At 71.4% G+C, this 24,769-nt stretch carries 25 protein-coding genes and 2 pseudogenes; 11 read left to right on the top strand and 16 right to left on the bottom strand.

Annotated features, from left to right (window positions below; translation table 11 throughout):
- Positions 1-138 precede the first annotated feature (138 nt).
- The 3 genes from ABFX55_RS13985 to ABFX55_RS13995 are packed head-to-tail and all read left to right on the top strand — an operon-like array spanning position 139 to position 1,474.
- Positions 139-567, top strand: a complete 429-nt coding sequence (locus ABFX55_RS13985) for a CBS domain-containing protein (RefSeq protein ID WP_346121085.1) — start codon at positions 139-141, stop codon at positions 565-567.
- Positions 568-599: 32 nt separating this feature from the next.
- Positions 600-1,223 (top strand): Rv1352/Rv1906c domain-containing protein, encoded by a 624-nt coding sequence (locus tag ABFX55_RS13990; RefSeq protein WP_346121087.1) that lies wholly within the window; start codon positions 600-602, stop codon positions 1,221-1,223.
- A complete protein-coding gene (locus ABFX55_RS13995; protein WP_183659324.1) occupies positions 1,220-1,474 on the top strand; it encodes a Smr/MutS family protein in 255 nt (84 codons plus the stop codon). The genes ABFX55_RS13990 and ABFX55_RS13995 overlap by 4 nt, the downstream gene beginning before the upstream one ends.
- A gap of 15 nt (positions 1,475-1,489) precedes the next feature.
- On the opposite strand, the gene ABFX55_RS14000 is transcribed toward ABFX55_RS13995, so the two are convergent.
- Positions 1,490-2,188 carry a VIT1/CCC1 transporter family protein gene (locus tag ABFX55_RS14000; protein ID WP_346121089.1) on the bottom strand — a complete coding sequence of 233 codons (699 nt, stop codon included), beginning with the start codon at positions 2,186-2,188 and terminating at the stop codon, positions 1,490-1,492.
- Positions 2,189-2,308: 120 nt separating this feature from the next.
- On the opposite strand from ABFX55_RS14000, the pseudogene ABFX55_RS14005 reads away from it, so the two are divergent.
- Together ABFX55_RS14005 and ABFX55_RS14010 are read left to right on the top strand one after the other, a co-directional pair.
- Positions 2,309-3,070, top strand: a pseudogene (locus ABFX55_RS14005) (cyclase family protein).
- Positions 3,067-4,731, top strand: a complete 1,665-nt coding sequence (locus ABFX55_RS14010) for a thiamine pyrophosphate-binding protein (protein ID WP_346121091.1) — start codon at positions 3,067-3,069, stop codon at positions 4,729-4,731. The pseudogene ABFX55_RS14005 and the gene ABFX55_RS14010 overlap by 4 nt, the downstream one beginning before the upstream one ends.
- A gap of 15 nt (positions 4,732-4,746) precedes the next feature.
- On the opposite strand, the gene ABFX55_RS14015 is transcribed toward ABFX55_RS14010, so the two are convergent.
- From ABFX55_RS14015 to dhaK, 3 genes are read right to left on the bottom strand one after another with little or no spacing between them, the layout of a single operon-like run.
- Positions 4,747-5,157: a PTS-dependent dihydroxyacetone kinase phosphotransferase subunit DhaM gene (locus ABFX55_RS14015; RefSeq protein ID WP_346121093.1), complete on the bottom strand. Its 411-nt coding sequence runs from the start codon at positions 5,155-5,157 to the stop codon at positions 4,747-4,749.
- On the bottom strand, positions 5,154-5,768 hold the full coding sequence (gene dhaL, locus ABFX55_RS14020; protein ID WP_346121095.1) for a dihydroxyacetone kinase subunit DhaL: 615 nt from the start codon (positions 5,766-5,768) through the stop codon (positions 5,154-5,156). Before dhaL ends, ABFX55_RS14015 begins: the two co-directional genes overlap by 4 nt.
- Positions 5,769-6,761: a dihydroxyacetone kinase subunit DhaK gene (gene dhaK / locus ABFX55_RS14025; RefSeq protein WP_346121097.1), complete on the bottom strand. Its 993-nt coding sequence runs from the start codon at positions 6,759-6,761 to the stop codon at positions 5,769-5,771. It lies immediately after the preceding gene.
- A 312-nt stretch (positions 6,762-7,073) separates the two neighbouring features.
- Between dhaK and ABFX55_RS14030 the strand changes: the two genes are divergently transcribed.
- Together ABFX55_RS14030 and ABFX55_RS14035 are read left to right on the top strand one after the other, a co-directional pair.
- A complete protein-coding gene (locus tag ABFX55_RS14030) occupies positions 7,074-7,814 on the top strand; it encodes a lysophospholipid acyltransferase family protein (protein ID WP_346121099.1) in 741 nt (246 codons plus the stop codon).
- 6 nt (positions 7,815-7,820) lie between these two features.
- Complete coding sequence (locus ABFX55_RS14035) at positions 7,821-8,921, top strand: DUF5685 family protein (protein WP_346121101.1); 1,101 nt, start codon at positions 7,821-7,823, stop codon at positions 8,919-8,921.
- Between the two features lie 7 nt (positions 8,922-8,928).
- Here ABFX55_RS14035 and ABFX55_RS14040 read toward each other — a convergent pair whose 3' ends face one another.
- From ABFX55_RS14040 to ABFX55_RS14050, 3 genes are all read right to left on the bottom strand, one after another.
- A complete protein-coding gene (locus ABFX55_RS14040; RefSeq protein WP_346121103.1) occupies positions 8,929-9,738 on the bottom strand; it encodes a serine/threonine-protein kinase in 810 nt (269 codons plus the stop codon).
- A gap of 97 nt (positions 9,739-9,835) precedes the next feature.
- Complete coding sequence (locus ABFX55_RS14045) at positions 9,836-10,597, bottom strand: hypothetical protein (RefSeq protein ID WP_346121105.1); 762 nt, start codon at positions 10,595-10,597, stop codon at positions 9,836-9,838.
- A 5-nt stretch (positions 10,598-10,602) separates the two neighbouring features.
- Positions 10,603-11,802: an MFS transporter gene (locus ABFX55_RS14050; RefSeq protein ID WP_346121107.1), complete on the bottom strand. Its 1,200-nt coding sequence runs from the start codon at positions 11,800-11,802 to the stop codon at positions 10,603-10,605.
- Between the two features lie 63 nt (positions 11,803-11,865).
- Between ABFX55_RS14050 and ABFX55_RS14055 the strand changes: the two genes are divergently transcribed.
- Complete coding sequence (locus ABFX55_RS14055) at positions 11,866-12,423, top strand: helix-turn-helix domain-containing protein (RefSeq protein ID WP_346121108.1); 558 nt, start codon at positions 11,866-11,868, stop codon at positions 12,421-12,423.
- Here the strand turns inward: ABFX55_RS14055 and pdxR are convergent.
- Positions 12,420-13,862: a MocR-like pyridoxine biosynthesis transcription factor PdxR gene (pdxR, locus tag ABFX55_RS14060; protein WP_346121109.1), complete on the bottom strand. Its 1,443-nt coding sequence runs from the start codon at positions 13,860-13,862 to the stop codon at positions 12,420-12,422. The genes ABFX55_RS14055 and pdxR overlap by 4 nt on opposite strands.
- Positions 13,863-13,990: 128 nt before the next feature.
- Here pdxR and ABFX55_RS14065 point away from each other — a divergent pair, with 128 nt between their 5' ends.
- Together ABFX55_RS14065 and ABFX55_RS14070 are read left to right on the top strand one after the other, a co-directional pair.
- A complete protein-coding gene (locus ABFX55_RS14065) occupies positions 13,991-15,484 on the top strand; it encodes an FAD-binding oxidoreductase (protein WP_346121989.1) in 1,494 nt (497 codons plus the stop codon).
- 4 nt (positions 15,485-15,488) lie between these two features.
- A pseudogene (locus ABFX55_RS14070) lies at positions 15,489-15,602 on the top strand (BBE domain-containing protein); the annotation flags it as partial.
- Positions 15,603-15,628: 26 nt separating this feature from the next.
- Here the strand turns inward: ABFX55_RS14070 and ABFX55_RS14075 are convergent.
- Positions 15,629-16,336, bottom strand: coding sequence for a TetR/AcrR family transcriptional regulator (locus tag ABFX55_RS14075; protein WP_346121111.1), 708 nt, complete (start codon positions 16,334-16,336; stop codon positions 15,629-15,631).
- Between the two features lie 64 nt (positions 16,337-16,400).
- Positions 16,401-17,327 carry an oxidoreductase gene (locus ABFX55_RS14080; RefSeq protein WP_346121112.1) on the bottom strand — a complete coding sequence of 309 codons (927 nt, stop codon included), beginning with the start codon at positions 17,325-17,327 and terminating at the stop codon, positions 16,401-16,403.
- 83 nt (positions 17,328-17,410) lie between these two features.
- Here ABFX55_RS14080 and ABFX55_RS14085 point away from each other — a divergent pair, with 83 nt between their 5' ends.
- The gene (locus tag ABFX55_RS14085) at positions 17,411-18,016 is read left to right on the top strand and encodes a TetR/AcrR family transcriptional regulator (RefSeq protein ID WP_346121114.1); all 606 of its coding nucleotides are present in this window, start codon (positions 17,411-17,413) and stop codon (positions 18,014-18,016) included.
- 32 nt (positions 18,017-18,048) lie between these two features.
- Here the strand turns inward: ABFX55_RS14085 and ABFX55_RS14090 are convergent, their stop codons facing one another.
- The 6 genes from ABFX55_RS14090 to ABFX55_RS14115 all read right to left on the bottom strand — a co-directional run bounded on the left by ABFX55_RS14090 (position 18,049) and on the right by ABFX55_RS14115 (position 24,675).
- Positions 18,049-19,323, bottom strand: coding sequence for a phytase (locus ABFX55_RS14090; RefSeq protein ID WP_346121116.1), 1,275 nt, complete (start codon positions 19,321-19,323; stop codon positions 18,049-18,051).
- Between the two features lie 93 nt (positions 19,324-19,416).
- On the bottom strand, positions 19,417-20,193 hold the full coding sequence (locus tag ABFX55_RS14095) for a Cof-type HAD-IIB family hydrolase (protein WP_346121118.1): 777 nt from the start codon (positions 20,191-20,193) through the stop codon (positions 19,417-19,419).
- Positions 20,190-20,993, bottom strand: coding sequence for an inositol monophosphatase family protein (locus ABFX55_RS14100; protein WP_346121120.1), 804 nt, complete (start codon positions 20,991-20,993; stop codon positions 20,190-20,192). The genes ABFX55_RS14095 and ABFX55_RS14100 overlap by 4 nt, the downstream gene beginning before the upstream one ends.
- Entirely contained in the window at positions 20,984-21,748 is a 765-nt protein-coding gene (locus ABFX55_RS14105; protein ID WP_346121121.1) for an HAD family hydrolase, read from the bottom strand. The genes ABFX55_RS14100 and ABFX55_RS14105 overlap by 10 nt, the downstream gene beginning before the upstream one ends.
- Positions 21,745-22,842, bottom strand: a complete 1,098-nt coding sequence (locus tag ABFX55_RS14110) for an ABC transporter ATP-binding protein (protein ID WP_346121123.1) — start codon at positions 22,840-22,842, stop codon at positions 21,745-21,747. Before ABFX55_RS14110 ends, ABFX55_RS14105 begins: the two co-directional genes overlap by 4 nt.
- Complete coding sequence (locus ABFX55_RS14115; protein WP_346121125.1) at positions 22,843-24,675, bottom strand: ABC transporter permease; 1,833 nt, start codon at positions 24,673-24,675, stop codon at positions 22,843-22,845.
- Positions 24,676-24,769 lie beyond the last annotated feature (94 nt).

Raw genomic sequence — 24,769 nt, forward strand, 5'->3', positions numbered from 1 at the left:
CCTGGACTAGGTAGTGGTATTTCACATGGTACGGCTCTCGCGTCCTCCAGCACCCTAACCGGAAAATCCTTGCCGCTCGTGATTGGGCCCCGCATGAGAAGGGCAGGTCACATGTACCTACAGCCAAGGTGGTGGTCCATGCTGATCGGGACGATCCTGCGGAACAAGGGATCGGAAGTGGCGACGGTTCGCCCTGACGCCACCGTGCGGGAGCTGCTGGCCAGTCTCGCCGAGCACAACATCGGCGCGGTCGTCGTCTCCGACGACGGCTCGACGATCGCCGGGATCGTGTCGGAGCGCGACGTGGTGCGCAGGCTCAACGACAAGGGCGCGGGCGTCCTCGACGCCAGGGTCGCGGAGATCATGACGTCCGAGGTGCGCACCTGCGCGCCCGACGCCAACGTCGACGACCTGCGCAGGACGATGACGACGCACCGCATCAGGCACGTGCCCGTGATCGACTCCGGCCGCCTGGTGGGCATCGTCAGCATCGGGGACGTGGTGAAGAGCGCGATCGAGGAGCTCGAGACCGAGAAGGCGTCGCTCGTCGACTATCTGCACCGCTGACCGGAAGCGGGGGACATGGCACGCTTGTCCCCGTGACGTACGGCCACCCCCCGCCACCGCGCGCGTCGAGCAGCCCCACGCTGATCCTGCTGGCCTCGGGGCTGGCGGCGATCCTGGGCTTCCTCATCGGCTTCCTCACCGGCCTGGGCTCGGCGGAGCCGACGACGGCTTCGCCGTACTCGCCGCCCGAGATGACGGTGACCATGGAGAGCCCCACGGAGAGCGCGCCTGAGGAGGGCGCCCCCACGGGGCAGGCGAGCCAGCCCTCCGACGCGAGCCAGTCGCCGCTCGGCGGCTCGCCTCCTGCGGCGAGCCCTCCCACGGGCGAGCCGTCGGCCGGGCAGCCGTCGGCCGGGCAGCCGTCGGCCGGGCAGCCGTCGGCCGGGCAGCCTTCCGGGGGGCAGCCGCCCGAGGGCGGGCTGCCTCCCGGCGTCGGCATCCAGGTGGTGGGCACCGACATCCAGCCCGGCACCTATAAGACCGACGGCCCCTCTCCGGGCATGCCGCTGTGCTATTGGGCCAGACTGAAGGGCACGGGGGGAGACCCGAGCGAGGTGATCACCAGCGGCCTGCCCTCAGGGCCCGCCACGGTCACGATCGAGGCAACCGACAAGGCCTTCCAGAGCGGGGGCTGCAAACCATGGGTGAGACAGTGAAACTCAAGCTCGACCTGCACGACATCTACAACAAGGGCGACCAGATCGACCGCGCGCTTCGCGGCATCATCGACGAGGCGATCAGGACGAAGGCCACCGAGGTGGAGATCATCCCGGGGAAGGGCAGCGGGCAGCTGAAGAAGAAGGTGCTGCGCTTCCTCGACCAGAAGGAGATCAAGGCGCTCTACCACCGCATCGACAAGGACGCCAAGAACCACGGCCGCCTGTTCGTCTACTTCAAGCACAAGTAGCCCCCGGGGGCGGGGTCAGGAGACCGCCGCGCCCACCAGGGTGCCGATGCCGTAGGTGACGGCCGCCGCCGCGGCGCCGAGCACCAGCTGGCGGGCCCCGCCGAACAGCGGCGACCTGGTGGTCAGCCCGGCGACCAGCGCTCCCGTGCCGAACAGCGCCAGCCCGGTGAGCACGATCGCCACCACCACCGAGGAGAAGCCGAGCAGGAACGGCAGGACGGGGATCAGCGCCCCGACGGCGAAGGCCAGGAACGACGAGCCCGCCGCCACCCAAGGGGAGGGCAGGTCGTCGGGGTCGACACCGAGCTCCTCGCGGGCGTGCACCCGCCAGGCCACCTCGCCGTCCCTGTGCAGTTGGCCCGCCACCTGCCTGGCCAGCTCGGGGGTCAGCCCTCGCGACTCGTAGACCAGGGCGAGCTCGCGCTCCTCGGCCTCCGGGTTGCGGGCGATCTCCTTGCGCTCCACGGCGATCTCGGCCATGGTCAGCTCGCGCTGGGAGGCGACGGAGGTGTACTCGCCCGTCGCCATCGAGAACGCCCCTGCGGCCAGCCCCGCAAGGCCCGTGACCGCGACGGCCGTGGGGGAGGCGCCCCCGCCCACCACGCCTGCCAGCAGTGCGGAGTTGGAGACCAGCCCGTCCATCACACCGAAGACGGCGGGGCGCAGCCAGCCGCCGGTGACGTCACGGTGATGCTTGTGCAGTTCGGCCGGCACGCGCTACGTCCTCACGCCGCATGTCGCACTCGTCACGTTCTACCCCCATACGTCACATCTGTTGCGAAACACCAGATGCTTCATCAAGGAGTCCCGCGATGTCAATGCGATGATGCGTCCATGTCGATCCTGAGAAGTCTCCTGGCAAGCGTCCGCGCCGGCGGCGTCGAGATCATCGACCTGACCGCGCCGCTGTCCGACCGGACGCCGATCCTCCAGCTGCCCGAGCCGTTCGGGAACGCCTCCCCCTTCCGCCTGGAGGAGATCAGCCGCTACGACGACCGCGGCCCCGCGTGGTACTGGAACGACATCCACACCAGCGAGCACACGGGCACCCACTTCGACGCGCCGGTCCACTGGGTGACCGCCCGCGAGGGGCAGGACGTCTCCCAGGTTCCCGTGCGAAGCCTGATCGCCCCCGCCGTCGTGCTCGACTACTCCACCGAGGCGGCCGAGGACCCCGACTTCCTGCTCCAGATCGAGCACGTACGCGAGTGGGAGCGGGTCAACGGGGCGCTGCCCTAGGGCGGCTGGCTGCTCTACCGCACCGGCTGGGACGCCAGGTCGGACGACGCCGCCGGCTTCCTCAACCAGGGCCACTCGCCGGGAATCTCCGTCGAGTGCGCGCGCTGGCTGGCGGAGGAGACGCCCATCATGGGCGTAGGCGTGGAGACCGTCGGCACGGACGCGGGCGCGGCGCACTCCTTCGACCCGGCCTTCCCCTGCCACTCCTTCCTGCTCGGAGCCGGCAAGTACGGCCTGACCCAGCTGCGCAACCTGGCCCAGTTGCCGCCCACGGGCGCGGTCGTGCTCGCCCCTCCGCTGCCCATCGTGGGCGGCTCGGGCAGTCCGGTCAGGGTGCTGGCCCTGGTCGAACGGTGAACGTCGCCACGCTGGTCGGGCGGGTGCTGGCCGAGCTCGGCGTCGAGACGGTCTTCGGCGTGGTCGGCAGCGGCAACTTCCACGTCACCAACGCCCTCGTGGCGAACGGCGCGCGCTACGTCGCCGCCCGCCACGAGGGCGGCGCCGCCACCATGGCCGACGCCTACGCCCGCATGAGCGGCAAGGTCGGCGTCGTGTCCGTGCACCAGGGACCAGGGCTGACCAACGCGATGACCGGACTGGCCGAGGCCGCCAAGAGCCGTACGCCGCTGATCGTGCTGGCGGGGGAGGCGACGCAGGCGCGCTCCAACTTTTACATCGACCAGGACGCGATGGCGCGGGCCGTGGGCGCGGTCCCGCTCAGGGTCGGCTCGGCCGCGACCGCCGTCGAGGACGCCGTCGGGGCCTTCCGCACCGCCCGCGCCGGAGCCACCGTGCTCCTCAACCTGCCTCTCGACGTGCAGAACAAGGTCGCGGGCGAGGGCGAGGTGTGGAGCGAGGCGTGGCGGCTCGTCGTCGAGAGCGCCCGCCTCGCCTCGTCCGTCACCGTGGAGGGGCCCGCGCCCGGCGCCGACGCCGTACGGCTGGCGCGGCTGCTCGAAGGCGCGCGGCGGCCGGTGTTCGTGGCCGGACGCGGCGCCAGGCACGCGGGCGACGAGCTCCGCGCCCTCGCCGACAGGGCGGGAGCGCTGCTGGCCACCTCGGCGGTCGCCAAGGGCCTGTTCAGGGGCAGCCCATGGGACCTCGACGTCAGCGGAGGCTTCTCCTCCCCGCTGGCCGCCGAGCTGATCGCGGGCGCGGACGTGCTGGTCGGCTGGGGCTGCGCGCTCAACATGTGGACGACCAGGCACGGCAGGCTGATCGGTCAGCACACCAGGCTCGTCCAAGTGGATCTCGACCCCGCTGCCATCGGCGCGCACCGGCCGGTCGAGCTGGGCGTCGTCGGGGACACCGCGTGGGTGGCGCGAGCGGTCGAGGCCGCCCTCGAAGGGCCGCCGGTCCAGGGCTACCGCACGTCCGAGCTGGCCGGGCGCATCGCGGCGCAGGTGCGGTGGCGCGACGTGCCGTACGAGGAGGAGGCGGGGGAGGGCAGGATCGACCCCAGAACGCTCACCATCGCCCTGGACGACCTGCTGCCGCCCGCCCGCGTCGTCGCCACCGACTCGGGCAACTTCATGGGCTATCCGGCGATGTTCCTTGACGTCCCCGACGAGCGCGGCTTCTGCTTCACGCAGGCCTTCCAGTCGGTCGGGCTCGGCCTGGCCAGCGCGATCGGCGCGGCCGTGGCGCTGCCCGACAGGCTGCCCGTCGCGGCGCTCGGCGACGGCGGCGCGCTGATGGGGATCGCCGAGCTGGAGACCGTGGTGCGGCTCGGCCTGCCGATGGTGATCGTGGTCTACGACGACGAGGCCTACGGTGCCGAGGTGCACCACTTCGGGCCCTCGGGGCATCGGCTGGACACCGTCACCTTCCCTCCCGCGGATCTGGCGCGGATCGCCCGCGGGTACGGCTGCGCCGCGGTGACGGTGACGCAGCGGGCCGACCTGGACGCGGTGGCCTCGTGGCTGGCGGGGCCGAGGGACAGGCCGCTGCTGGTGCACGCCAAGGTGGGAGGCGGAGGCGGCTCCTGGTGGCTGGAGGAGGCCTTCAGAGGTCACTGACGTGGCGCGGGCCGCCTACACCTTGCGATAGCCGCGCGCCTCCTCCGCGGAGGCCAGCACCCGCTCCAGCGGCGCGCCCGTGGCGGCGGTGACGGCGGCGGCGACCGCGCCCTCGACGAACGGCACGTCGGCGAGCACCACTCGCCCTGGCTCCTCCAGCAGGCGGGCGGTCAGCACGGAGCTGCCCAGGTCGGGGATGAGGATCACGCCCGCGCCCTGGTCCACCTCCGCGATCGCCCGCTCGATGAGGTCGGCGCTGGTGCCGAGGGCGCCGTCCTCGGTGCCGCCCGCCGCCGCCACCCTGGCCCCCGCCCCGGCGATCTCGAGCGCGAGGCGGGCCGCCTCACCCGCGAGGGCGGCGCTGTGCGACACCAGCACGATCCCCACCACCCCGCTTCCGCCGGCCCCACCGGGTGTCGTGGTCATGGGTGCAGGGCCGACAGGATGAGCGCGGCGGAGGCGGCGCCCGGGTCCTCGTGCCCGACGCTGCGCGGGCCGAGATAGCTCGCCCTGCCCTTGCGGGCCTGCAGCGGGATCGTCGCCTTGGCGCCCTCGGCCGCGGCGGCCGCCGCCCTGCCGAGCGCCTCGCCGGGCTTGAGTCCCTCGCGGGCGGCCGACGACAGCGTGCGCGCCGCGGGCGCGAGCGCGTCGACCATCGTCTTGTCCCCCTCGGCGGCCTTGCCCAACCGTGTCACCGACTCCAGCGCCGTGGCGAAAGCGGCGGCCAGGTCGTCGAGCGACACCTCTGGAGCGTCGCCGAGAGACTTGCCGAGCTGGCGGAACAGCGAGCCGTACAGCGGGCCCGAAGCGCCGCCGACCCTGCGGATCAGCGTGTTGCCCACGAGCGTGAGCAACTGTCCGGGGGTGCCGGGCGGGGTGTCGGAGAGCGCCTGCCGCACCGAGGTGAAGCCGCGGTCGAGGTTGGTGCCGTGGTCGGCGTCGCCGATCGCGGCGTCGAGCCTGGTCAGCAGGTCGCGGTTGATCGACAGCACGCGGATGATCTCCTGGATCCACGCGGTGAAGAACGTGACGTCCATTCACCGCCCCCAGCGCAGCGAGGGGGTCTGCACGGGCGCGTCCCAGAGCTCGGTGAGCTCGTCGTCGAGTTGGCACACGGTGACGGAGAAGCCCTGCATGTCCAGGCTCGTCACATAGTTGCCGACCAGCGACCTGGCAACGCGCGCTCCCTTCCCCCTGATGTAGGCCTCGACCTCGGCGAAGAGGACGTACAGCTCGATGAGCGGGGTGCCGCCCATGCCGTTCACCATGACCAGCAGATCACCGGCAAGCGGCAGGTCCCCGTGCACGGCGTCCATGGCGACGGCCGCCAGGTCGCGGGCGGAGGCGAGGGGCGCGCGGGTGCGGCCCGGCTCGCCGTGGATGCCGATGCCCAGCTCGACCTCCGTCTCGGGAAGGTCGAACGTGGGCTTGCCCGCGGCGGGCACGGTGCAGGAGGTCAGCGCGATGCCGAACGAACGGCTGCGCGCCACCACCGCCCCCGCCACCCTGGTCGCCTCCGCCAGCGGCGCGCCCGCCTCCGCCACCGCTCCGGCGATCTTCTCCACGCACAGCGTCGCGCCGGTGCCCCTGCGCCCCGCCGTGTAGAGGGAGTCCTGGACGGCCACGTCGTCGTCGACCAGCACGCTCGCCACCGCGATGCCCTGTTCGGCGCACAGCTCGGCGGCCAGCTCGAAGTTCATGACGTCGCCGGTGTAGTTCTTGATGACGTGGAGCACGCCCGCTCCTCCGTCGACCCGTTCGGTCGCCGCCACGACCTGGTCGGGCACGGGCGAGGTGAAGATCTCTCCTGGGCAGGCGGCGTCGAGCATGCCGTACCCCACGAAGCCCGCGTGCAGCGGCTCGTGACCCGAGCCGCCCCCCGACACCAGCGCCACCTTGCCCACGCGGGGCGCGTCGGCGCGCCAGACCACCCGCGCCTCCACGTCCACCCGCAGGGCGGGATGCGCCGCGGCCAGACCTGTCAGCGCATCCGCGACCACGGAGTCGGCGTCGTTGATGAGCTTCTTCATGCGCATGCTCCTGCCCGTTTTCCCATGGGAACAAGCGATCTGGGCTTTCAGGCCCGCGATCAACGCCGACCCCTTCCCTGTCTACGCCCTCATGCGCGCGCAAGCGTCCCGAATACCGCAATCCTGACCTGGACATCTCGGCATTGTCCAGACATGCGGATGTCCGCCCGCTCCGATGGACGGCCGGCAGGCGCGCCGATGCCGGCACCGGGCGGGTGGAGATCTCCGACGGTCGTCCGTGGTCATGGCCGATCCCGGGGGCGAGGAGTTCCGCCTGTTCTGAGCGCTCGACGAGTGCGTTACCTTCTGCACATGGCTGAGATCGTGTACCCGCCGGTGATCGCCACCGCACGGACCCTCTTCCGGATCATGGACTACCGCTTCCATCTGGAAGGGACCGAGCACATTCCGCGCTCAGGCGGAGCCGTGTTGGTCAGCAATCACATCAGCTATCTCGACTTCATCTTCGCCGGTCTGGGCGCGCTGCCGTCCAAGCGGCTGGTGCGCTTCATGGCGAAGGAGGAGGTCTTCAAGCACCGGATCTCCGGGCCGCTCATGCGCGGCATGCACCACATCCCCGTCGACCGCGGCGCGGGCGCCGGCTCCTACGCCACCGCCCTGCGCATGCTGAAGGCGGGCGAGGTCATCGGCGTGTTCGCCGAGGCGACGATCAGCAGGTCGTTCACGGTCAAGGACATCAAGAACGGCGCCATCCGCATGGCGCAGGCCACCAAGGTGCCGCTGATCCCCATGGCGCTGTGGGGCAGCCAGCGGCTGTGGACCAAGGGCAGGCCCAAGCAGCTCACCCAGCGGCACGTGCCGATCACGATCCTGGTGGGCGAGCCGCTCTACCCCAAGCGCGGCGACGACATGGGCGAGCTGACCAGCGAGCTGCACACCAGGGTGTCCGGCCTGCTCGACAGGGCGCAGCGCACCTATCCCGAGATTCCGCAGGGCGTGTGGTGGCAGCCCGCCCATCTCGGCGGCACCGCGCCCACGCCCGAGGAGGCCGCCGCCATGGACGCCGCCGAGGCCGAGCGCCGTAAGGACTAGAGCGCGGTGTTCGGAATCGTCAGGCCGTGCCGTCACGCGCTGTGCGGCGGGCTGTTCAACGAGTGGATGGCCCATCTGTGCGGCCTGTGCCTGGCGCTGCGCGACGAGCACGGCCACCTCTCCAGGCTCGTCACCAACTACGACGGTCTGCTGGTCTCGGTCCTGACCGAGGCGCAGACCCCCTCCGCCGCGCCCCGCAGGCGCGCGGCCGCGTGCGCGCTGCGCGGTTTCAGGGGCGCCGACGTCGTCCAGGACCAGGGCGTACGGCTGGCCGCGTCGGTCTCGCTGGTCCTGGCAGCGGGCAAGGCACGAGACCACGTCGCGGACGGCGACGGCCTCTACCGCCGGCGCCTGGTCGCGGCGGCGGCCGAGCGCGTGGCCACCCGATGGTCGAGCGCCGGCGGCCGTACGGCGCAGGAGCTCGGCTTCGACCCCGCCCCGCTCACCCGCGCGGTGGAGGAGCAGTCCAGGCTGGAACGCCTGCCCGGCTTAGGCCTGCTGGAGCTGACCGCGCCCACCGAGGAGGCGGTCGCCGCCGCGTTCGGGCACACCGCGACGCTGGCGGGCAAGCCTCACAACCGGCCGGCGCTGGAGGAGGCGGGCCGCTTCTTCGGCCGGCTGGCCCACCTGCTCGACGCGGTGGAGGACCTGCCCCGCGACCGGGCGGCGGGCGCCTACAACCCACTCACGGCCACCGGGACCGACCTGGCGACCGCCAGGCGCCGCTGCGACGACGCGCTGCTCGGGCTGCGCATGGCCGTGGACGAACTGGACCTGGAGCGGCGCGCCCTGACCAGGGCGCTGCTGGTGCGAGAGCTCGGCCACGCCGTCACCAGGGCCTTCGCGCAGAAGGAGCAGGAAAGCCCCGAGCGCACCACGAAGCGGCCCGTCGATCCCGGCGGGCTCCTGTCGCTGGCGTGCACGTCGCTGAGCTGCTGCACCTGCGGCATCTACCGCCCGGAATGGGACGAGGAGCACGACAAGAGCTGCTGCTCCCGCTTCGACTGCAGCGGCTGCGACGCCTGCGGCAACTGCAGCAACTGCGGCGAGTGCTGCTCGTGCTGCGGTGACGGCTGCTGCTGCGAGGGCTGCGGGTGCGACTGCTAGCCGCGCCTCAGATGGCCTCCTGGTAGGTGCCCGCCGAGCGGACGCTGGCCAGCATCCCCGCCGCCTGCTGCGGCGTGGGACGGCGCGCGGGGTCGTGGTGCAGCAGCCCTTCGATGATCGGCCGCAGCATCCCCGCCCTGCGCGGCCTGGGGAAGCCGCCCTGGCGGTACAGGTCGAGCACGCTCGCCGCGTCCTTGCCGGGGTAGGGCGGGCGCCCCTCGACCGCGCTGTAGAGCGTCGCGCCGAAGGACCACATGTCGCCCTCCTTGGTCGCGATGCCGCCCGACAGACGTTCGGGCGCCATGAAGGCGGGGGTGCCGCGCAGGCCGCCCGAGCGGGTGGAGGTCAGGTCGGCCTCGGCGGTGGCGATGCCGAAATCGGTCAGCACCACCCTGTCGCCGGTCAGCATCACGTTGGCGGGCTTGACGTCGCGGTGCAGCACGCCCGACTTGTGGGCGTGGCGCAGGGCGCCGAGGAGGTGGCGGCCGAGGCCGGCGACCGAGGTGTCGGGCAGCGTGCCGACCTGGGAGAGCAGGTCGTGCAGGGACAGGCCCTCCAGGAACTCCATGACGATCCAGAGCCGCCCCTGCTCCTCGACGAGGTCGTGGACGGTGACGATGCTGGGATGGGTCAGCCTTGCCGCCAGCCTGGCCTCACGCAGCACGCGCCTGCGCACCGCCTCCGCCTCGCCGACCAGCGTCAGCTCCTTCAACGCCACCTCGCGGTGGAGAAGCTGGTCGAACGCGCGCCAGACCACTCCCATCCCGCCCCGGCCGGCCTGCTCGCCCAGCCGGTACCGTCCGCCGATCTCCCGCATGTCATCCCCTCGTCGCTAGGGGTAATCATGTCAAATGATCGCGAAGGATATGCCGCCTCGGCTGATCTAGATATGGGCGTGTTTATGGGGATGCAGGTCAGAGCGGTAGAAAGACCGAGTCGGAGTCCCAGATCACTTTTCCCGACGGGTCGAGCAGGACGGCGTTGCCGTCGTCGCGCAGGACGAGCTCGCTTCCCTGGCCGCCTGCCGTACCGGATCTGAAGGAGACCAGGTGGCGTCTGCGGTCACGGGCGCTGCGGTAGACCACCAGCGCGCCCTCGGGCTGGAGCAGGCAGACGCTGCCGGGCCGAGGGGTGGTCATCCTGGCCCTGCGCCGGGGGACGCCCTGTTCGGAGATGGTCAGCACGCCCTTGTCGGTGATCTCCATGGTGTGCACGCCGTTGGGGGAGCGGATCGGGAAGCCGTGCTCGATGGATTCGAAGCTTCTGATCCTGTTGTAGGAGGCCTGCCTGATCTCCGTGCCGGTGCACGGCGACCAGACGGGCCTGCCGTCGGGGCCGTAGACGACCAGGTTGCCGTCGTCGTGCAGGACCAGGCTGGAGCCCTCGGGGTGGCGGAAGGCGGGCTCGGGCCAGACGACGCCCTGGGCGTTGGCGACCCTGAGTGAGCGCTTGCGGTCCATGGTGAGCTTGCCGTCCGGCACCCAGTGGTCGGTGGCCCACAGCGGCGTGCCGTTCTTGTCGCTGGGCAGCGTGCCCTGGTCGTACAGGACGAGGTTGCCGTCCTTCTGATACTCCAGCTTGAACTCGCGCCAGCCCTGCGCGCTCTTGCGCGACAGGAGCCTGTCGCCCGGGTTCATCGACTCGCCTGACTTCAGTAAGCGGGTTCGCTCGGCCATGTCACTCAGACAGCCACAGGTACGGCCTTGCGGGCAAGGGCTCTGAAGACAAGGGGCATGACCGCCAGGCACGCCACCACGGCGCCGACGAAGACGACGGGGAGCCCCGCCAGGCCGCCGACGACGCCGCCGAGCGCCGCGCCGACCGGCTGGCCACCCATCCCGATCAGGCGGTAGGCGGCGTTGACGCGGCCGAGCAGTTCCTCGGGAATGATGCGCTGGCGCAGCGAGACGATCAGCACGTTGGTCGCCGCGCCGGTGACCCCGAGCAGGGCCGCAGTCACGTGGACCGCGGGGACCGCGGGGACCAGGACGGGCACCAGGAGGGTCAGGCTGTTGACCGTGCAGACCGTGAGAAGCGTCCTGTTCTCGCCGAACAGGTCCGCGAGCCGGTCGGCGAGCAGGGAGCCGGTGACGGCGCCTGCCGCCAGGACAGCCATGACGACGCCGTACTGCCCCGAGGTCATGCCGATCGCGGACTCCTCGCCGACCGCCCACAGCACGAAGACCGCGAAGTAGGCCGCGTTGCACAGGTTCAGCACGCCGGCTCCGATGGCCAGGTCGCGGACCGTCCGGTGGCGCAGCAGGTACCGCAAGCCGGTGGTGATGTCGGCGCGCAGGGGCGCGGTGGAGACCTTGGCCGGGGTGAAGGCGCCGCGCATGCCCAGCAGGAGCAGCCCGGCGGCGGTGTAGAGCAGGGCGGGCGCGCCGAAGACGGCCATGGGCGCGACGCCCACCAGCAGCGCGGCGGCAGGGCCCCCGACGAAGTTGTTGCCGATCGTCTGCGCGGCGACGATGCGGCCGTTGGCCCTTCCGAGGGACTCCCTGCCGACCGTCATCGGCACGATGCTCTGCGCCGAGGTGTCGTTGAAGACCTCGCACGACCCCGTCACCACCAGGATCGCCACCAGCAGCGGCAGGCTCAGCGCGTCCATGGCCACGGCGGCGGCCGTGGCGGCCAGGGCCGCGGCGCGGACGAAGGAGGTGACCACCATGATCCGGCGGCGGTCCGTCCTGTCGGCGATCGCCCCTGCGTGCAGCGCCAGCAGCAGCCACGGCAGCGTGGTCGCGACGCTCACCAGCGAGACGAGCGCGGGGTCGCGGGTCAGCGTGACGGCCAGCAGCGGAGCCCCTGCCAGCAGCATGCCGTCGGCGACATTGGCGGAGGTGGCGGCGGCGAGCAGGTATCGGAAGGAGCGGCCCACGGACTATCCTCTTTGCATAAGAAGTTGTGCATAGATTTCTTTGCAAAGATAAGGCTGCACACAGTGGAACGCAAGACCACGAGGGAACTCGACGCCCAGGCGCTGAAGGCGTTCACGCATCCGGTGCGGATGCGGATGTACGAGCTGCTCGAGGAGCACGGCGCGGCGACCGCGACGATGCTGGCCGCGCGGATCGACGAGAACACCGGCGTGACCAGCTACCACCTGCGGCAGCTGGCCAAGCACGGTCTCATCGTCGAGGTGCCGGAGAAGGCGAAGGGCAAGGAGCGGTGGTGGCGCGCCGCGGGCTTCAGCACCGACACCGACAGGTTCAGGAAGGATCCCGCCACGGCGGAGGCCGCGGAGATGCTCGCGGCGGGCATCGCCCGCCAGCGCCACACCGACCTGCTCCGCTGGATCGAGCAGTCGCGCGAGGCCTCACGGGACTGGATCGAGGCCACCACGCACACCAGGCGGTCGATGCGGCTCAACCGCGAGCACCTGGCCGAGCTGGGCAGGCGCGTGAAGGAGCTGATCGACGCGCTGGACGACGACGAGGAGGGAGAGCACGTCGTCATCCACTTCGACGCCTTCCCGCTTCGGCGCGATCACGACGGTTAGCGCGGCGACTGGCCCAGAACCTCCGCCAGGCAGGCACGCAGCCGGGCGAGGGCCTCGTCGAGCCGTTCGGTGGGGATGGCGCCGAAGCCCAGGATCAGGCCGGGCCGTACCGCCTCGGTCTGGTAGTGACCGGCCAGCGTCCACACCGCGACCTCCTCGTCCAGGGCCCGCGCCGCCACGTCCAGCAGGTCCTGGACGCCGCCCGTGCGGGCGAAGGCGCTGACGTGCAGCCCCGCCGCGGCGGGGACAGGCTCCAGCCACGGGGCCAGGTCCGTGGCCAGCGCGGCCAGCACCCTGTCACGGCGCACGTGGTACTCGCGGCGGGCCCTGCGCACATGGCGGGCCAGCGCCCCCTCGTCGATGAAGCGGGCCAGCGCCGCCTGGCTCGGCAGCGCGGTGTGCCAGTCGGACAGATGCTTGGCCGCCCGTACGGCACGCCGCAGCGAAGGCGGCACGACCAGGAAGCCCATCCGCAGCGTCGGCAGCATGGTCTTGGAGAACGAGCCCAGGTACAGCACCCGACCCGCGCGGTCGAGGCCGTGCAGCGACTCGACGGGGCGTCCCGTGTAGCGGAACTCGCTGTCGTAGTCGTCCTCGACCACCGCGGCTCCCTCGGCCTCCGCGCGGGCCAGCAGCTCCATCCGGCGGGCCAGTGTCATCGGCATGCCGAGCGGGCACTGGTGCGAAGGGGTCACATAGATCATCCGCACGCCGTGGGGGACGGCCTCGACGACCAGGCCGTCGCGGTCGACCGGCACCGGCACGACCAGGGCGCCGAGTGAGGCGAACAGCTTCCTGGCCATGCCGTACCCCGGCTCCTCCACCGCGACCCGCTCGCCAGGCTCGACCAGCACCCTGGTCACGAGGTCGAGGGACTGCTGGGTCCCCGTGGTGACGACGACGTGGTCCGCGTCGGTGCGCACGCCGCGGGACAGGCCGATGTGCCTGGCGATCGCCCCGCGCAGCGCGGGCAGCCCGAGCGGGTCCCCGTGCGTCGCGGGGCCGACCGCCGAGGCGCGCAGCTCCGCGGTGAGGACCCTGCGCCAGGTCTGGTAGGGGAACAGCCTGGCGTCGACGGACCCCGGCCGCAGGTCGAACCTGACCCGTACCGCGCTGAGGTCGGGTGGTTCGGCCGCCCGCTCCCACAGGGGTCTGGCCCGCAGTGCCTCACCGGCCGGGCCGCCGTCTGTCGCGCTCTGGCCCACCGCCGCGCTGACGTAGGTGCCCGCCCCCGTGCGGGTGACGAGGAATCCCTCTCCCGTCAGCCTCTCGTAGGCCGTGCACACCGTGTTGCGGGAGACCTGCAGGCGCCGGTGCAGCTCCCTGCTGGAGGGCAGCGGGTCGCCCGGCCTTAATCGCCCGTCCAGGACGGCCTGCCTGATCTGCCGGTAGATCTGCCCGGACAGATCGCTCCTGTCCAGGCTGACGTGCAACTCCATGGCGGCGAGCCTACGACTTCGAGATCGCGGCGTGACCGGCCCTGGCCAGGTGGGCGCGGATCGGCCCTGTCCCCCCGCCGCCCGCCCTCCTAGCGTCGGTGTCGTTTCCCACATCATCGAGGGGCGTGATGGACTCACTGTCGCGAAGGACCATGATCACGGGCGGTGCCGTGGCGGTCGGGAGCTCGGCCATGGCGTGGGCGGCGGGACCCGCCGCCGCCGAGGAGAGCCAGGGAGGGGAGGCGCAGGCGAGCACGGTCCTTCCTGGCGACCCTCGCTACGCCGACCTGCGCACGGGGTCGAACCAGCGCTGGATGGGCAGGCCCGAGTACATCAGGGTGGCCGGCACGACCGCGCACGTGGTGCAGGCCGTGACCGAAGCGGTCAAGGCGGGCAGGCGCGTGGTGGCGCGCAGCGGAGGCAACTGCTTCGAGGACTTCGTCACCAGCCCCGACGTCCAGGTCGTCGTCGACCTGTCGCAGATGAGGGCGATCTCCTACGACCGCGCCAGGCGGGCGATCGCGGTGGAGGCCGGGGCGCTGGTCGCCGACGTCTACAGAACGCTGTTCACCCGGTGGGGTGTGGTGATCCCCGCCGGCATCTGCCAGAACGTCGGCATGGGCGGTCACGTGGTGGGCGGCGCGTACGGCGCGCTGAACCGCCTGCACGGCCTGGCGGTCGACCACCTGTACGCCGTGGAGGTGGTGGTCGTCGGCAGGTCGGGCGCGGCCAGGGCGGTCGTCGCCACCAGGGAGCCCGACGACCCCAACCACGAGCTGTGGTGGGCGCACACAGGAGGAGGCGGGGGCAACTTCGGCATCGTCACCCGTTACTGGTTCCGCACGCCGGGGGCGAAGGGCGACGATCCTGGCGAGCTGCTGCCGAAGCCGCCTCCTGAGCTGCTGCTCCACGTGCAGAACTGGCCGTGGGCGGGCCTGACCCAGGAGGGATTCACCAGGCTCGTGCGCAACGCGGGCGCGTGGTTCGAGGCCAACAGCGCGGCGGACTCGCCGTACAACAGCCTCTTCAGCCACCTGAGGCTGACGCATCAGGCGCACGGCACCGTCACCCTGGCCGCCCAGCTGGACGCCACCAGGCCGGACGCCGAGAAGCTGATGAGCGACTTCACCGCGGCGATCGGAGAGGGCGTCGGCGTCGCCGCGCGGCAGACCCAGCACCGCACGGTGCCGTGGGTGCACGGCGTGTGGTGGAACGGCTTCGCAGGGACCAACCCGAACGACAGGGCGAAGTACAAGTCGGCCTACCTGCGCAGGGGCTTCACCGACGATCAGATCGCGGGGATCCACCGGAACCTGACCCGCGCCGACTACCAGCCGCACCTCGGCTCCATGGTCCAGCTCGCCGCCTACGGAGGCAGGGTGAACACGGTCGGGCCTGAGGCCACGGCGGTGCCCCAGCGCGACTCGGTGCTGAAGGTGATGTTCGCCTCGGTGTGGCAGCCCCCCCGCCGACGACGCCAAGCACCTGCAGTGGATCAGGGAGTGCTACCGCGACACCTTCGCCGCCACGGGCGGCGTCCCCGCGCGCGGCGGGACGACGGACGGCTGCTTCGTCAACTACGCCGACGTCGACCTCAACGACCCGCGGTGGAACGGCTCTGACCAGCCGTGGCACGAGCTCTACTACGGCGGCAACTACGCCAGGCTGCGGCAGGTGAAGACGCGCTGGGACCCGCGCGACGTCTTCCGTCACGCGCAGTCGGTCCAGCCGCTGTCCTGACCCGGGCGGCCCGCCCGCGAGGGTCCTCAGCCTGCCCGGCCCTGGCTCCTCGCGCCCGTGGCAGGAGGTTCGGGGGCGCGCGCCCAGCGTTCGGTGAAGAGCCCGCCGCTGGGCGCGCCGCCGGGCAGGGGCTCGGTGTGGACGGCGCGCAGGCCGTCCACGGCGATGGCCACGAGCCGCGCGCGAGCCTCGGCGGCCGCCCCGACGAGGTCGTCGCGGCCCTGCTTGCGCAGCTGGTCGAGCAGGGGCGAGGTGCCGAGCTGCTCGATCAGCAGGGAGATGTCGACGGCGGTGACGTCCGCCCGCAGGACCCCCGCCTCGTGCGCCCTGGTCACCAGCGCGGCCAGCAGCTCGTCGCCCCTGGCGCTGCTCGCCTCCATCTGCTCGGTGACCTCGATGGTGCCGGCGACCGGCGACAGCGACCCCTGGCCGAACTCCACGCACGCCGTGATGAAGCCCCTCAGCCCGCGCCAGGGGTCGTCGTCGGCCAGGCCCCGCTCTGCGGCCTCGTTCCAGTGCTCGAGCGAGAGCGCCGACAGCCGCTGGAAGAGCTCCTCCTTGGTGCGGTAACGGCGGTAGAGGCTGCCGATCCCGACGCCTGCCCTGGCGGCGATCGAGGCCACCGAGGCGTGGGCGCCGTCGGCGGCGAGCACCTCTCGCGCGGCCTGCAGAAGGGCGCGGTCGTTGCGTTCGGCCTCAGCCTGACGCCTGCCGCGGTGCCCGGGTGCGCTCATGCCGCTCATCCTATCGATCGCGGAGTGAACTGCTCCGCTCAAGGGTGAGCGCTCTTCGGAGCGACTACGCCGCCGTGTCGGTCGGCGTCTCGTAGCGGACGCCGGTAAGCCGCTCCGACAGCTCCCACAGGCGGCTCGCGGTGACGGGGTCGTGGATCGCCCTGTGCCCCTGCCGGATCGTGGGCGATCCCCTCAGCTCGAGCAGGCCGCCGGGGGCGACGTAGCTGCCGCCCGGCAGGTCCCGGGCGGTCGCCGCGTGCAGCGAGGTGCGCGCGCCGCCCTCGGTGGGCTGGAAGGTCAGGCGGACCAGCAGCCGGATGAGGCGCCGGTACACCGCGCCGCGGCCGGCGTTGGCGCCTCCTGTCAGGACGTTGGTGCGGGTGAGGCCCGGCGCGACCGCCATGCTGCGCAGCGGCAGGCCCGCCGCCGTCATCCTGCGCTGCAGCTCGACGGCGAAGTAGAGGTTGGCCCTCTTGGACTGCACGTAGGCGAAGGGCGCGCTGTAGCCGCGCTCGGCGTTGAGGTTGCTCAGGTCGAACCTGGCGAAGCGCTGGCCCTCGCTGCTGACCGTCACCACCCTGGCCTCCCCGCCGGCCAGAAGGTACGGCATCAGCAGCCCCGTCAGTGCGAACGTGCCCAGATGGTTGACGCCGAAGTGGGTCTCGAAGCCGTCGGCCGTCCTGGAGAAGGGGACCATCGCCACGCCCGCGTTGTTGATCAGCAGGTCGAGCCGTCCCAGATCCCACCGCGAGGCGAAGGAGCGGACCGACTCGAGGCTGGACAGGTCGAGCCGGCGCAGCTCGGCCCGCGAGCCTGGCGCCTCGGCGAGCAGGCGGTCGAGCGCGCCGCGCCCGCGTTCGGGGCTGCGGCAGGCCAGCACGACGTGGGCGCCGCGGCGGGCCAGCTCGCGGGCCGTGACGTAGCCGATGCCGCTGTTGGCGCCGGTCACCACGGCGATCCGCCCTGACTGGTCGGGAATGCGTGCGTGCATGAGAAAGCCCTCCTTTTGCAACTTCAAGTTGCGATAGCCTGATGGTGGCATTCCGTCCGGCTGTAACGCAACTTGGAGTTGCAATGGATTCTGAGTTCCACCGTCCCCGGCAGGTCGGGCGTGGCGCGAAAGTGCGTGACGCCGTGCACGCGGCGACGCTGGCCGAACTGGTGGAGAAGGGCTACGCCGCGCTCACCGTCGAGGGCGTCGCGCTGCGGGCCGGGGTGCACAAGACGACGCTCTACCGGCGGTGGGCGGACAGGGAGAGCCTGGTCGCCGACGCCCTGGCCGATCTGTCGGCGATGGACGTGCCCATCCCCGACACCGGGTCGATCGAAAGCGACCTGGGAGAGCTCGCGCGCTCGCTGGTGCGCATGATGACGGCGCCGAAGGGCCGGGCCCTGCTGGCCGCGATGTTCTCGGGAGCCGCGGACGTCCCCGGCGTCGCCGAGGCGAGGCGGCAGGTCTTCGACGACAGGTTCAGGCGGGCCGAGCCGGTGGTCGCCCGCGCGGTCGAGCGGGGCGAGCTGCCCGAGGGGACCGACCCCTCCGAACTGCTCAAGGCCCTCGCCGCGCCCGTCTACTTCCGGCTGCTGGTCACCGGCGACCCCGTCGACGAGATCACCGCCGAGCGGGCGGCCCTGCTCACCCTGGCGGCGGCGCGCGCGGGTGCGCTGCGCCGCCGCTGACGGGGCCCTGGCCGCCGGGCTGTGCCCGGTTCTCAGTCGCGAGGGTTCCAGCCGTCGGTGTCCACGTCGAGGTCGAGCTCTTCGGCGATGTCACCCCAGCCGGTGAACTTGAAGTTCGTGTTCTCCCTGTCGGGCACGGCCGGCGTGTTGGCGCCGTCGTGGGCCACGAACAGCCCCTCGTCGAAGTCGCCCATGGGGACGTTCAGCACGGCCGACCCGTCGCTGTTCTCGACGCCGTCGATGCCGTCGTCCTGTCCGATCCTGAACTGCCTGAGATGGGCGTTGGAGCCCTCCCTGCGGTAGACGGCGAAGGTGCTGTCACCCTGGCTGGAGGCCATCAGGTAGCCCTTGCCGTCCTCCCGGTAGTAGATCGTGAGGCCCTCGGCGTCCGCGCTCAGGTGCCGGCCGCCGTAGCCGGGGTCGGCGCCGGGGCTGCACTCCTCGGTCTCGGGGTCGTAGCTACCGGGAACGCCGTACTCCCTCACCTTGTCCATCAGCACCGGTGTTCCGGTCAGGTCCGCCCGCATCCGCCAGATGCCGACGTCCTCCTGCGCCGCGTAGAGGATGTCCCTCTCCTGGTCCACGACCATCCCCTCGACCTGCGCCAGCTCGCCGGGCTCTGTGCAGGGGGTCCAGGTCTGCCCGTTCGGGAGAGTGAACGACGCGGGCAGGTCCAGCGTCCTGACCGGCTGGTAGCCGACCGTGCCGCCTGGCCCTGGCAGGAGCTTGACCAGGCCGACCGAGGTCTTGTGGCGCCTGCTGACCAGCGCGTACGTGCCGGTGGAGTCCTTCCACGCGGCCAGGCCGTACGCCGTCTGCGCGTCGTTGACCTCCTGCTGGGTGGCGTTGAACACGAACGGCGCGGCGGGGTCGGTCACGTCGGTGAGACGGCCGCCCGAGATGGCGTAGATCCGGAGGATGTCCCGCCCGCGATCGGAGACGACCGCGAGGTCTCGCCCGCCGAAGCCGTAGGTGACGTCGACGTTGTTGAACCGTCCCGGCTCGTCGTCGGGGCCGGGGGCCGCGGGGGCGGGGAAGTGCTGGAGCTGCCGACCGTCGAGGTCGTGGACGAACAGGCCGCCCTCCTTCGCCGTGGTGATCACCACGCTCTTGCCGGACTGCGACGGGTGCAGCCAGATCGCCGGGTCGTCGCCGTTGGCGTTGTGCCCCGCCTCGTCGTCGAACAGGGCAGGGGTCTCCGCCTCCGGGTCCACGGAGGGGAGGCCGTGACTCATGGCGGGGGTCGCCATCCCTCCTATCAGCGAGAACGTCACGACCGTCAGGACGAGTCTGGACAGGGGACGCATGGCGCCTCCTCGTGTGGGGGGTGGACCTTCTCAAGGAACGTAACCGCGGATTTTCCTGGATGCAATAGGACATCCTTATGTCAGGACATCCGCTCAAATGGCAGCGAGCGCCAGCTCCACCACCTCGGCGACGGCTCCTTCCGAGCAGGCTCCGACCACGACGTCGGCCGCCTTCCGGACCTCCGGGTGACCGTCACCGACCGCGACCCCGAGCCCCGCTGTCGTGATCATGTCGATGTCGTTGGGGTTGTCGCCGACCGCCGCGATCTCCTCCAGCGGGACGCCGCGGGCCGCGGCGAGCTCGCGAAGCGCGCCTCCCTTGGACGCGCCCTCGGGCAGCACCTCCAGATAGGTCGCCTCGGATCGGACCGTGATGGTTCCCGGGATGTCAGGAGCGGGAAACGGATCGCCGATCAGCATGCACTTGGTGATCTCTCCTGGTGGCAGCGCCGCCCATCCGCCGGGATCGCGCAGCGCGATCCCGTCGCGCCGGGCGTAGTCTCGCAGTCCGGCTACGTCGTGCACGGCCAGGGCCTCGCCGCCGCAGAACACCACGGGGTGGACGCCTTCAGGGAGCGCGCCGAACAGGTCGAGCAGCGCCTTCCACGCGTCCGCCGGCAGGTGGCGGGCGCGCAGCACCTCTCCCGTGGCGAGGTTCACCGTCCTGGCGCCGTTGTAGAGGATCGTCGCCCCGTCGAGATCCAGCTCGTCGTAGTAGCGGCGGGCCGAGCGCTCCGTCCGCCCGGTGGCGATGACCACCTCTCCGCCCGCGGATCGGAAGCGGCGCAGCGCCTGCCTGCTGGCGGGCACCATGGCCAGATCGCGCCCCACTAGCGTGCCGTCCAGGTCGGTGACGATCCAGCGGATCACGCGGACCTCCTCTCCGCGCGGACCTCGGCCATCACGGAGCCGGCCAGGTCGAACCCGCCGACGCAGGCAAGGTAGCCGCCCGCGGTGAAGACGCTGCCGGACAGCGGGATGTAGACGCCTCCCGCCTGCTCCACCAGGAGTGAGCCGGCGGCCACGTCCCAGGCGTTGACGTGTGTCCCGTAGGCGACGTCCGACCAGCCTGCGGCGACGTGCGCCAGCTTCAGTGCCGCGCTTCCCGGGCGGCGGGTCGTGGCGAAGGCGTTGACCATCCGGGCGAAGCGGTGCAGCGCCGCCTCGCCCTCCGCCGCCAGGTCGCGAGGGGTGGGATAGCTCGACAGCAGCACCGCCTCCCGGTCCGTGCGCGCGCCGGTGCTGCGCAGGGGCTCGCCGTTGCAGAAGGCGCCGCCGAGCGAGGCGGTGAACTCGTCGTCGCGAACCGGGTCGTAGACGACGCCGGCCACGACCGCGCCGTCCACCACCGCCGCGATGGAGGTGCAGAAGAACGGCAGACCGGCGGCGAAGTTCGCCGTGCCGTCGATGGGGTCGACGTACCAGCTGATGTCGCCCTCGCCCTTGCTGCCCTCCTCCTCTCCCACGACGACGCTGCTCGGACAGCGGGCGGTCAGGACCTCCCTGATGCGCTCCTCGGCGGCCAGGTCGTGCTTGGTCACCGGGTCGTGGAAGTCGCGCTTGGTTCGTACGTCCGGCCTGGAGCGGAAGGCGGCTCGTAACTCCTCGCCGACCGCTCGTGCCGCCTCGACCGCGATGGCGGTCAGCTCGCGTGAGGTGGTCAGGTCCATCTCTCCTCCAGGAGACTCAGCAGGCCATGGGGGTCCTCGACGGTCGCCTGAGGGCTCTGGCGCACCTTGTAGGGGATCTTCTCGGTGCTCCGGGAGATCATCAGGACGGTGGCTCCCACCCGGGCGCGGGCGCCGCACACCACGTCGCGGTCGTAGGTGTCGCCGACGTACCAGACCTGCGCGGGATCGACGCCGAGCGCTCGGCAGGCGATCCAGATCATCTCCGGGTTGGGCTTGCGAACGCCGACCTCGTCGCTGTAGACCTGCACCGCCAACCGGCGGTCGAGCCCGTTGCCGGCCAGGTAGTCCCTGTGCACCGTGCCGCACAGCGCGTTGCTGACGACCGCGGGCGTGACGCCGTGCGCCCAGCAGGCGGCCAGGAGATCTTCCGTCCCCGCCCTGAGCTTGCGTTCGCTGCGCAGTTCGCCCATCCGCCTGCAGAGCGGTGTCGCCTCGGCGCTCACCAGCCAGCGGGCCTGGTCCGGCCAGTCGGCTGCGACGAAGTCGGCCCAGAACCTGCGGTGCGTCATCTCCTCTGGGGCGAGCTGACGGGACGTGGAGTCCTTCCAGTAGCCGTCGGCGCGTGCCCCGGCCCGGATGTCGCTCTCGATCTCCTCGAGCCCGAGGCCGTCGAATCCGGCCCTGCCGAGGAGGTCGCGCACCTCCGCGGCGAGCTCGGCCGCCCACGTCTGGCGCTTGACCGTCTCCACGATCACGCCGCCGAAGTCGAGGAGCAGCGCCTTGGGTCCGATCACGCGCCCACCCCCGGCGTGTCCCAGGCCGAGATCCTGCCGCCGTCCTCGCCGAACAGGTGCATGTGCTCGGTCCAGCAGGTCAGCATGTCGCCGGGGGCGGCGAGGACCGGTGTGTAGGAGAGCGCGTACAGCTCCGTCTCGAGGACGCGCAGCCGTACGGTCCAGGAGGAGCCGGCCGGCAGCACGGCCTCGACCGTGGCCTCCTCGCGCCACGCGGAATCAGGCGGGGCGCCGAGGTGGAGCGCCTCGGGCCTGATGCCGACGGCCGCGGGGGCGCACCCCTCGGCGCGGGATTCCACGAAGTGCAGCAGCGAGGCGGCCAGGCCGGTGGGCGCGGGACCGACGTCGACGATCGCCATCGGCGGGCTGCCGACGAACGCGGCGACGAACCGGTTGGCGGGTCTGGCGTACAGGTCCATCGGGGCGGCCAGCTGCTGCAGCTCGCCCTCCTTCATGACCGCGACGTCGGTGGCCATGGTGAGGGCTTCCAGCTGGTCGTGCGTGACGAAGACGATCGTCGCTCCCGACTCCTCGTGGATGCGCTTGAGCTCGGCCCGCATCTCCAGCCGGAGCTGGGCGTCGAGGTTGGACAGCGGCTCGTCGAGCAGGAGCACACCGGGATTGATCGCCAGCATCCTGGCCAGTGCCACACGCTGCTGCTGGCCGCCGGAGAGCTGGGAGGGGTAGCGGTCTATGGCGTCGTCGACGTGGACCATCTTCAGCGCGGCCTCGGCCCTCGACCGCCTGTCAGGCGCGGGGACCTTGCGCATGCGCAGGCCGAACTCGACGTTGTCGCGAACCGACAGGTGCGGCCACAGCGCGTAGTTCTGGAAGACCAGTCCCATCCCGCGCTTCTCCGGCGGGACGTAGAGGCCCTGCTCGACGGAGTCGAGGACCCTGTCAGCGACGGCGATGGTGCCGGCGGTCGGCTGCTCGAGACCGGCGATCATCCGTAACGTGGTGGTCTTGCCGCAGCCGGAGGGGCCGAGCAGGCACATGAACGCGCCGTCGGGGACAGTGAGATCGAGGTCTTTCACGGCGTAGTCGCCTCCGCCGTAGCTCTTGGCGACTGCGCTGAGGGTGATGGTCGGCATCTATCCTCCTAGGCCGGACGCCAGGCTGCTCTTGGTCAGACGCTGGGTCAGGTAGGTCATGGTGAAGGAGATCAACGCGATCATGAGCACGACCGCGTTGGCGAGCTGGGTGTAGCCGTAGTCCACGAGGCCGATCGACAGGGTGGTGAGCAACTGCGTCCCTGTCGTGGTCAGCATGATCACGATGCTGAGCTCCTTGAGCCCGGAGACGAACGGCAGCACGACCCCGGTGACGAGAGCGCCCTTCTGGATCGGGAAGATGATCCGCCGCATCCGCTGCCACCAGGAGGCGCCGGCGATCTGCGCGGCCTCCTCCGGCTCGCGGCCGAGCTGCATCATCGCCGCGATGCCCGAGCGTGAGCTGTACGGCAGGTGCGTCACGGCCATCACCAGGATCAGCAGGAACGTCGTTCCGTACAGGGCGGGAAGAGGTCCCCTGGCGACGGCGAACAGTGACAGCGAGGCGGCCGCGAAGGCGATGCCGGGGATGAGGTAGGGCAGGAAGGAGACCTGGCGCAGGAATGCGGCCACCCGTGGAGCCGTTCCTCGCACCACGACGTAGCCGATCAGCAGGCCCGCGATCGCGCAGATCAGCGAGGCCAGGCCGACGATGCGCAGCGAGTTCCACGCCGCCTCCCACAGCTCGGAACCGCGCAGGACCCCGTGGGGGAAGCCGACCGCGCCGGGCAGCCGCTCGGCGATCCAGTAGTCGAGGGTGAAGGTGGAAAGGTCGAGAGGCGTACGGGTGACGGTGGACAGCAGCAGCGTGAGCACCGGTACCACGACGCTCACCGTGAAGGCGAGCAGACCGAACGCGAAGGCGGGCCAGCGCCAGCGGCGCAGGTCGCCCAGCCGGTCCATCGCGCCCCTGCCGCCCACCGTGACGAACCGGCGATGCTCGCGCATCATCCGGGTGTCGGCCAGGACGATCAGTACCCCGATGACCACGATGACGGTGGTGAGCACGGAGGCCACGCCCGTGCTGCGGTCGCGGATCGCTTGGAAGAGCCCGGTGGACAGCACTCGGTAGTCCGCGGGAAGACCGAGGACGTACGGCGTGCCGAACGTCCCGAGTACCCGGCCGACCACCAGCAGCACGGCGGAGGACAGCGCGGGAAGCATCAGCGGTATCACGATCCGCCGGATGACGGTGCGCTGGGGGGCGCCGAGAATGCGCGCGGAGTCCTCCAGTTGCGCGTCGATGCGGCGCAACGCGTTGCCCACGAGGAGCAGCACGAACGGGTAGTAGTGCAGTCCCAGGGTGACGATGATCGGCAGCGCCCCGTAGGCGAGCCAGTCGGGCGTGCGGATGCCCTGAGCCTGCAGGAACCCGACCTGTCCGCCCGCGCGCTCGTTCTTGAACAGCGAGAGCCAGGCCAGGGAGAAGGTCCACGACGGCAGCATGTAGGGGACCACCAGCGCGCCTGCCAGCCACCGGCGCCCCGGCATGTTGGTCCTGGTCACCAGCCACGCCGTACCACCGCCGACCACCAGCGCGAACAGCGTGGTGCCGACCGCGATCACCAACGTGTTGAGCAGCGGCTCCCAGAACAGCAGGCCGCTGATCTGGGAGCGGAAGACGCGCCACAGGTAGTAGCCGGTCCACTCGCCGGGCTGCTGCCCGGCGTGCACGCCGTCGCCGTACTGCAGGCGGAAGGCGTCGGACAGGACCGCGACCAGCGGTGCCACGACAAGGTAGGCGAGCAGGATGAGGAGGATCAGTCCGAGCGCCGCGGTCGGATCGTGCCGCAGCACGCGCAGCCGGTAGACCAGCCGGCGCCGTCTGGGTGGGGCAGGCGGCCTCTCCGCCGGTCGCCTGGTGTTGACAGCCATGAGGACTTCCTTCGGGGGGTTGACGAGGACCGTCGCAGTGCGAGGCCCGTCGGCATCGGATGGCTTCGTGCGAACATTCGGTGGCCTCTCGGCG

Source organism: Nonomuraea roseola (genome assembly GCF_039535395.1).
Taxonomy (GTDB): domain Bacteria; phylum Actinomycetota; class Actinomycetes; order Streptosporangiales; family Streptosporangiaceae; genus Nonomuraea; species Nonomuraea roseola.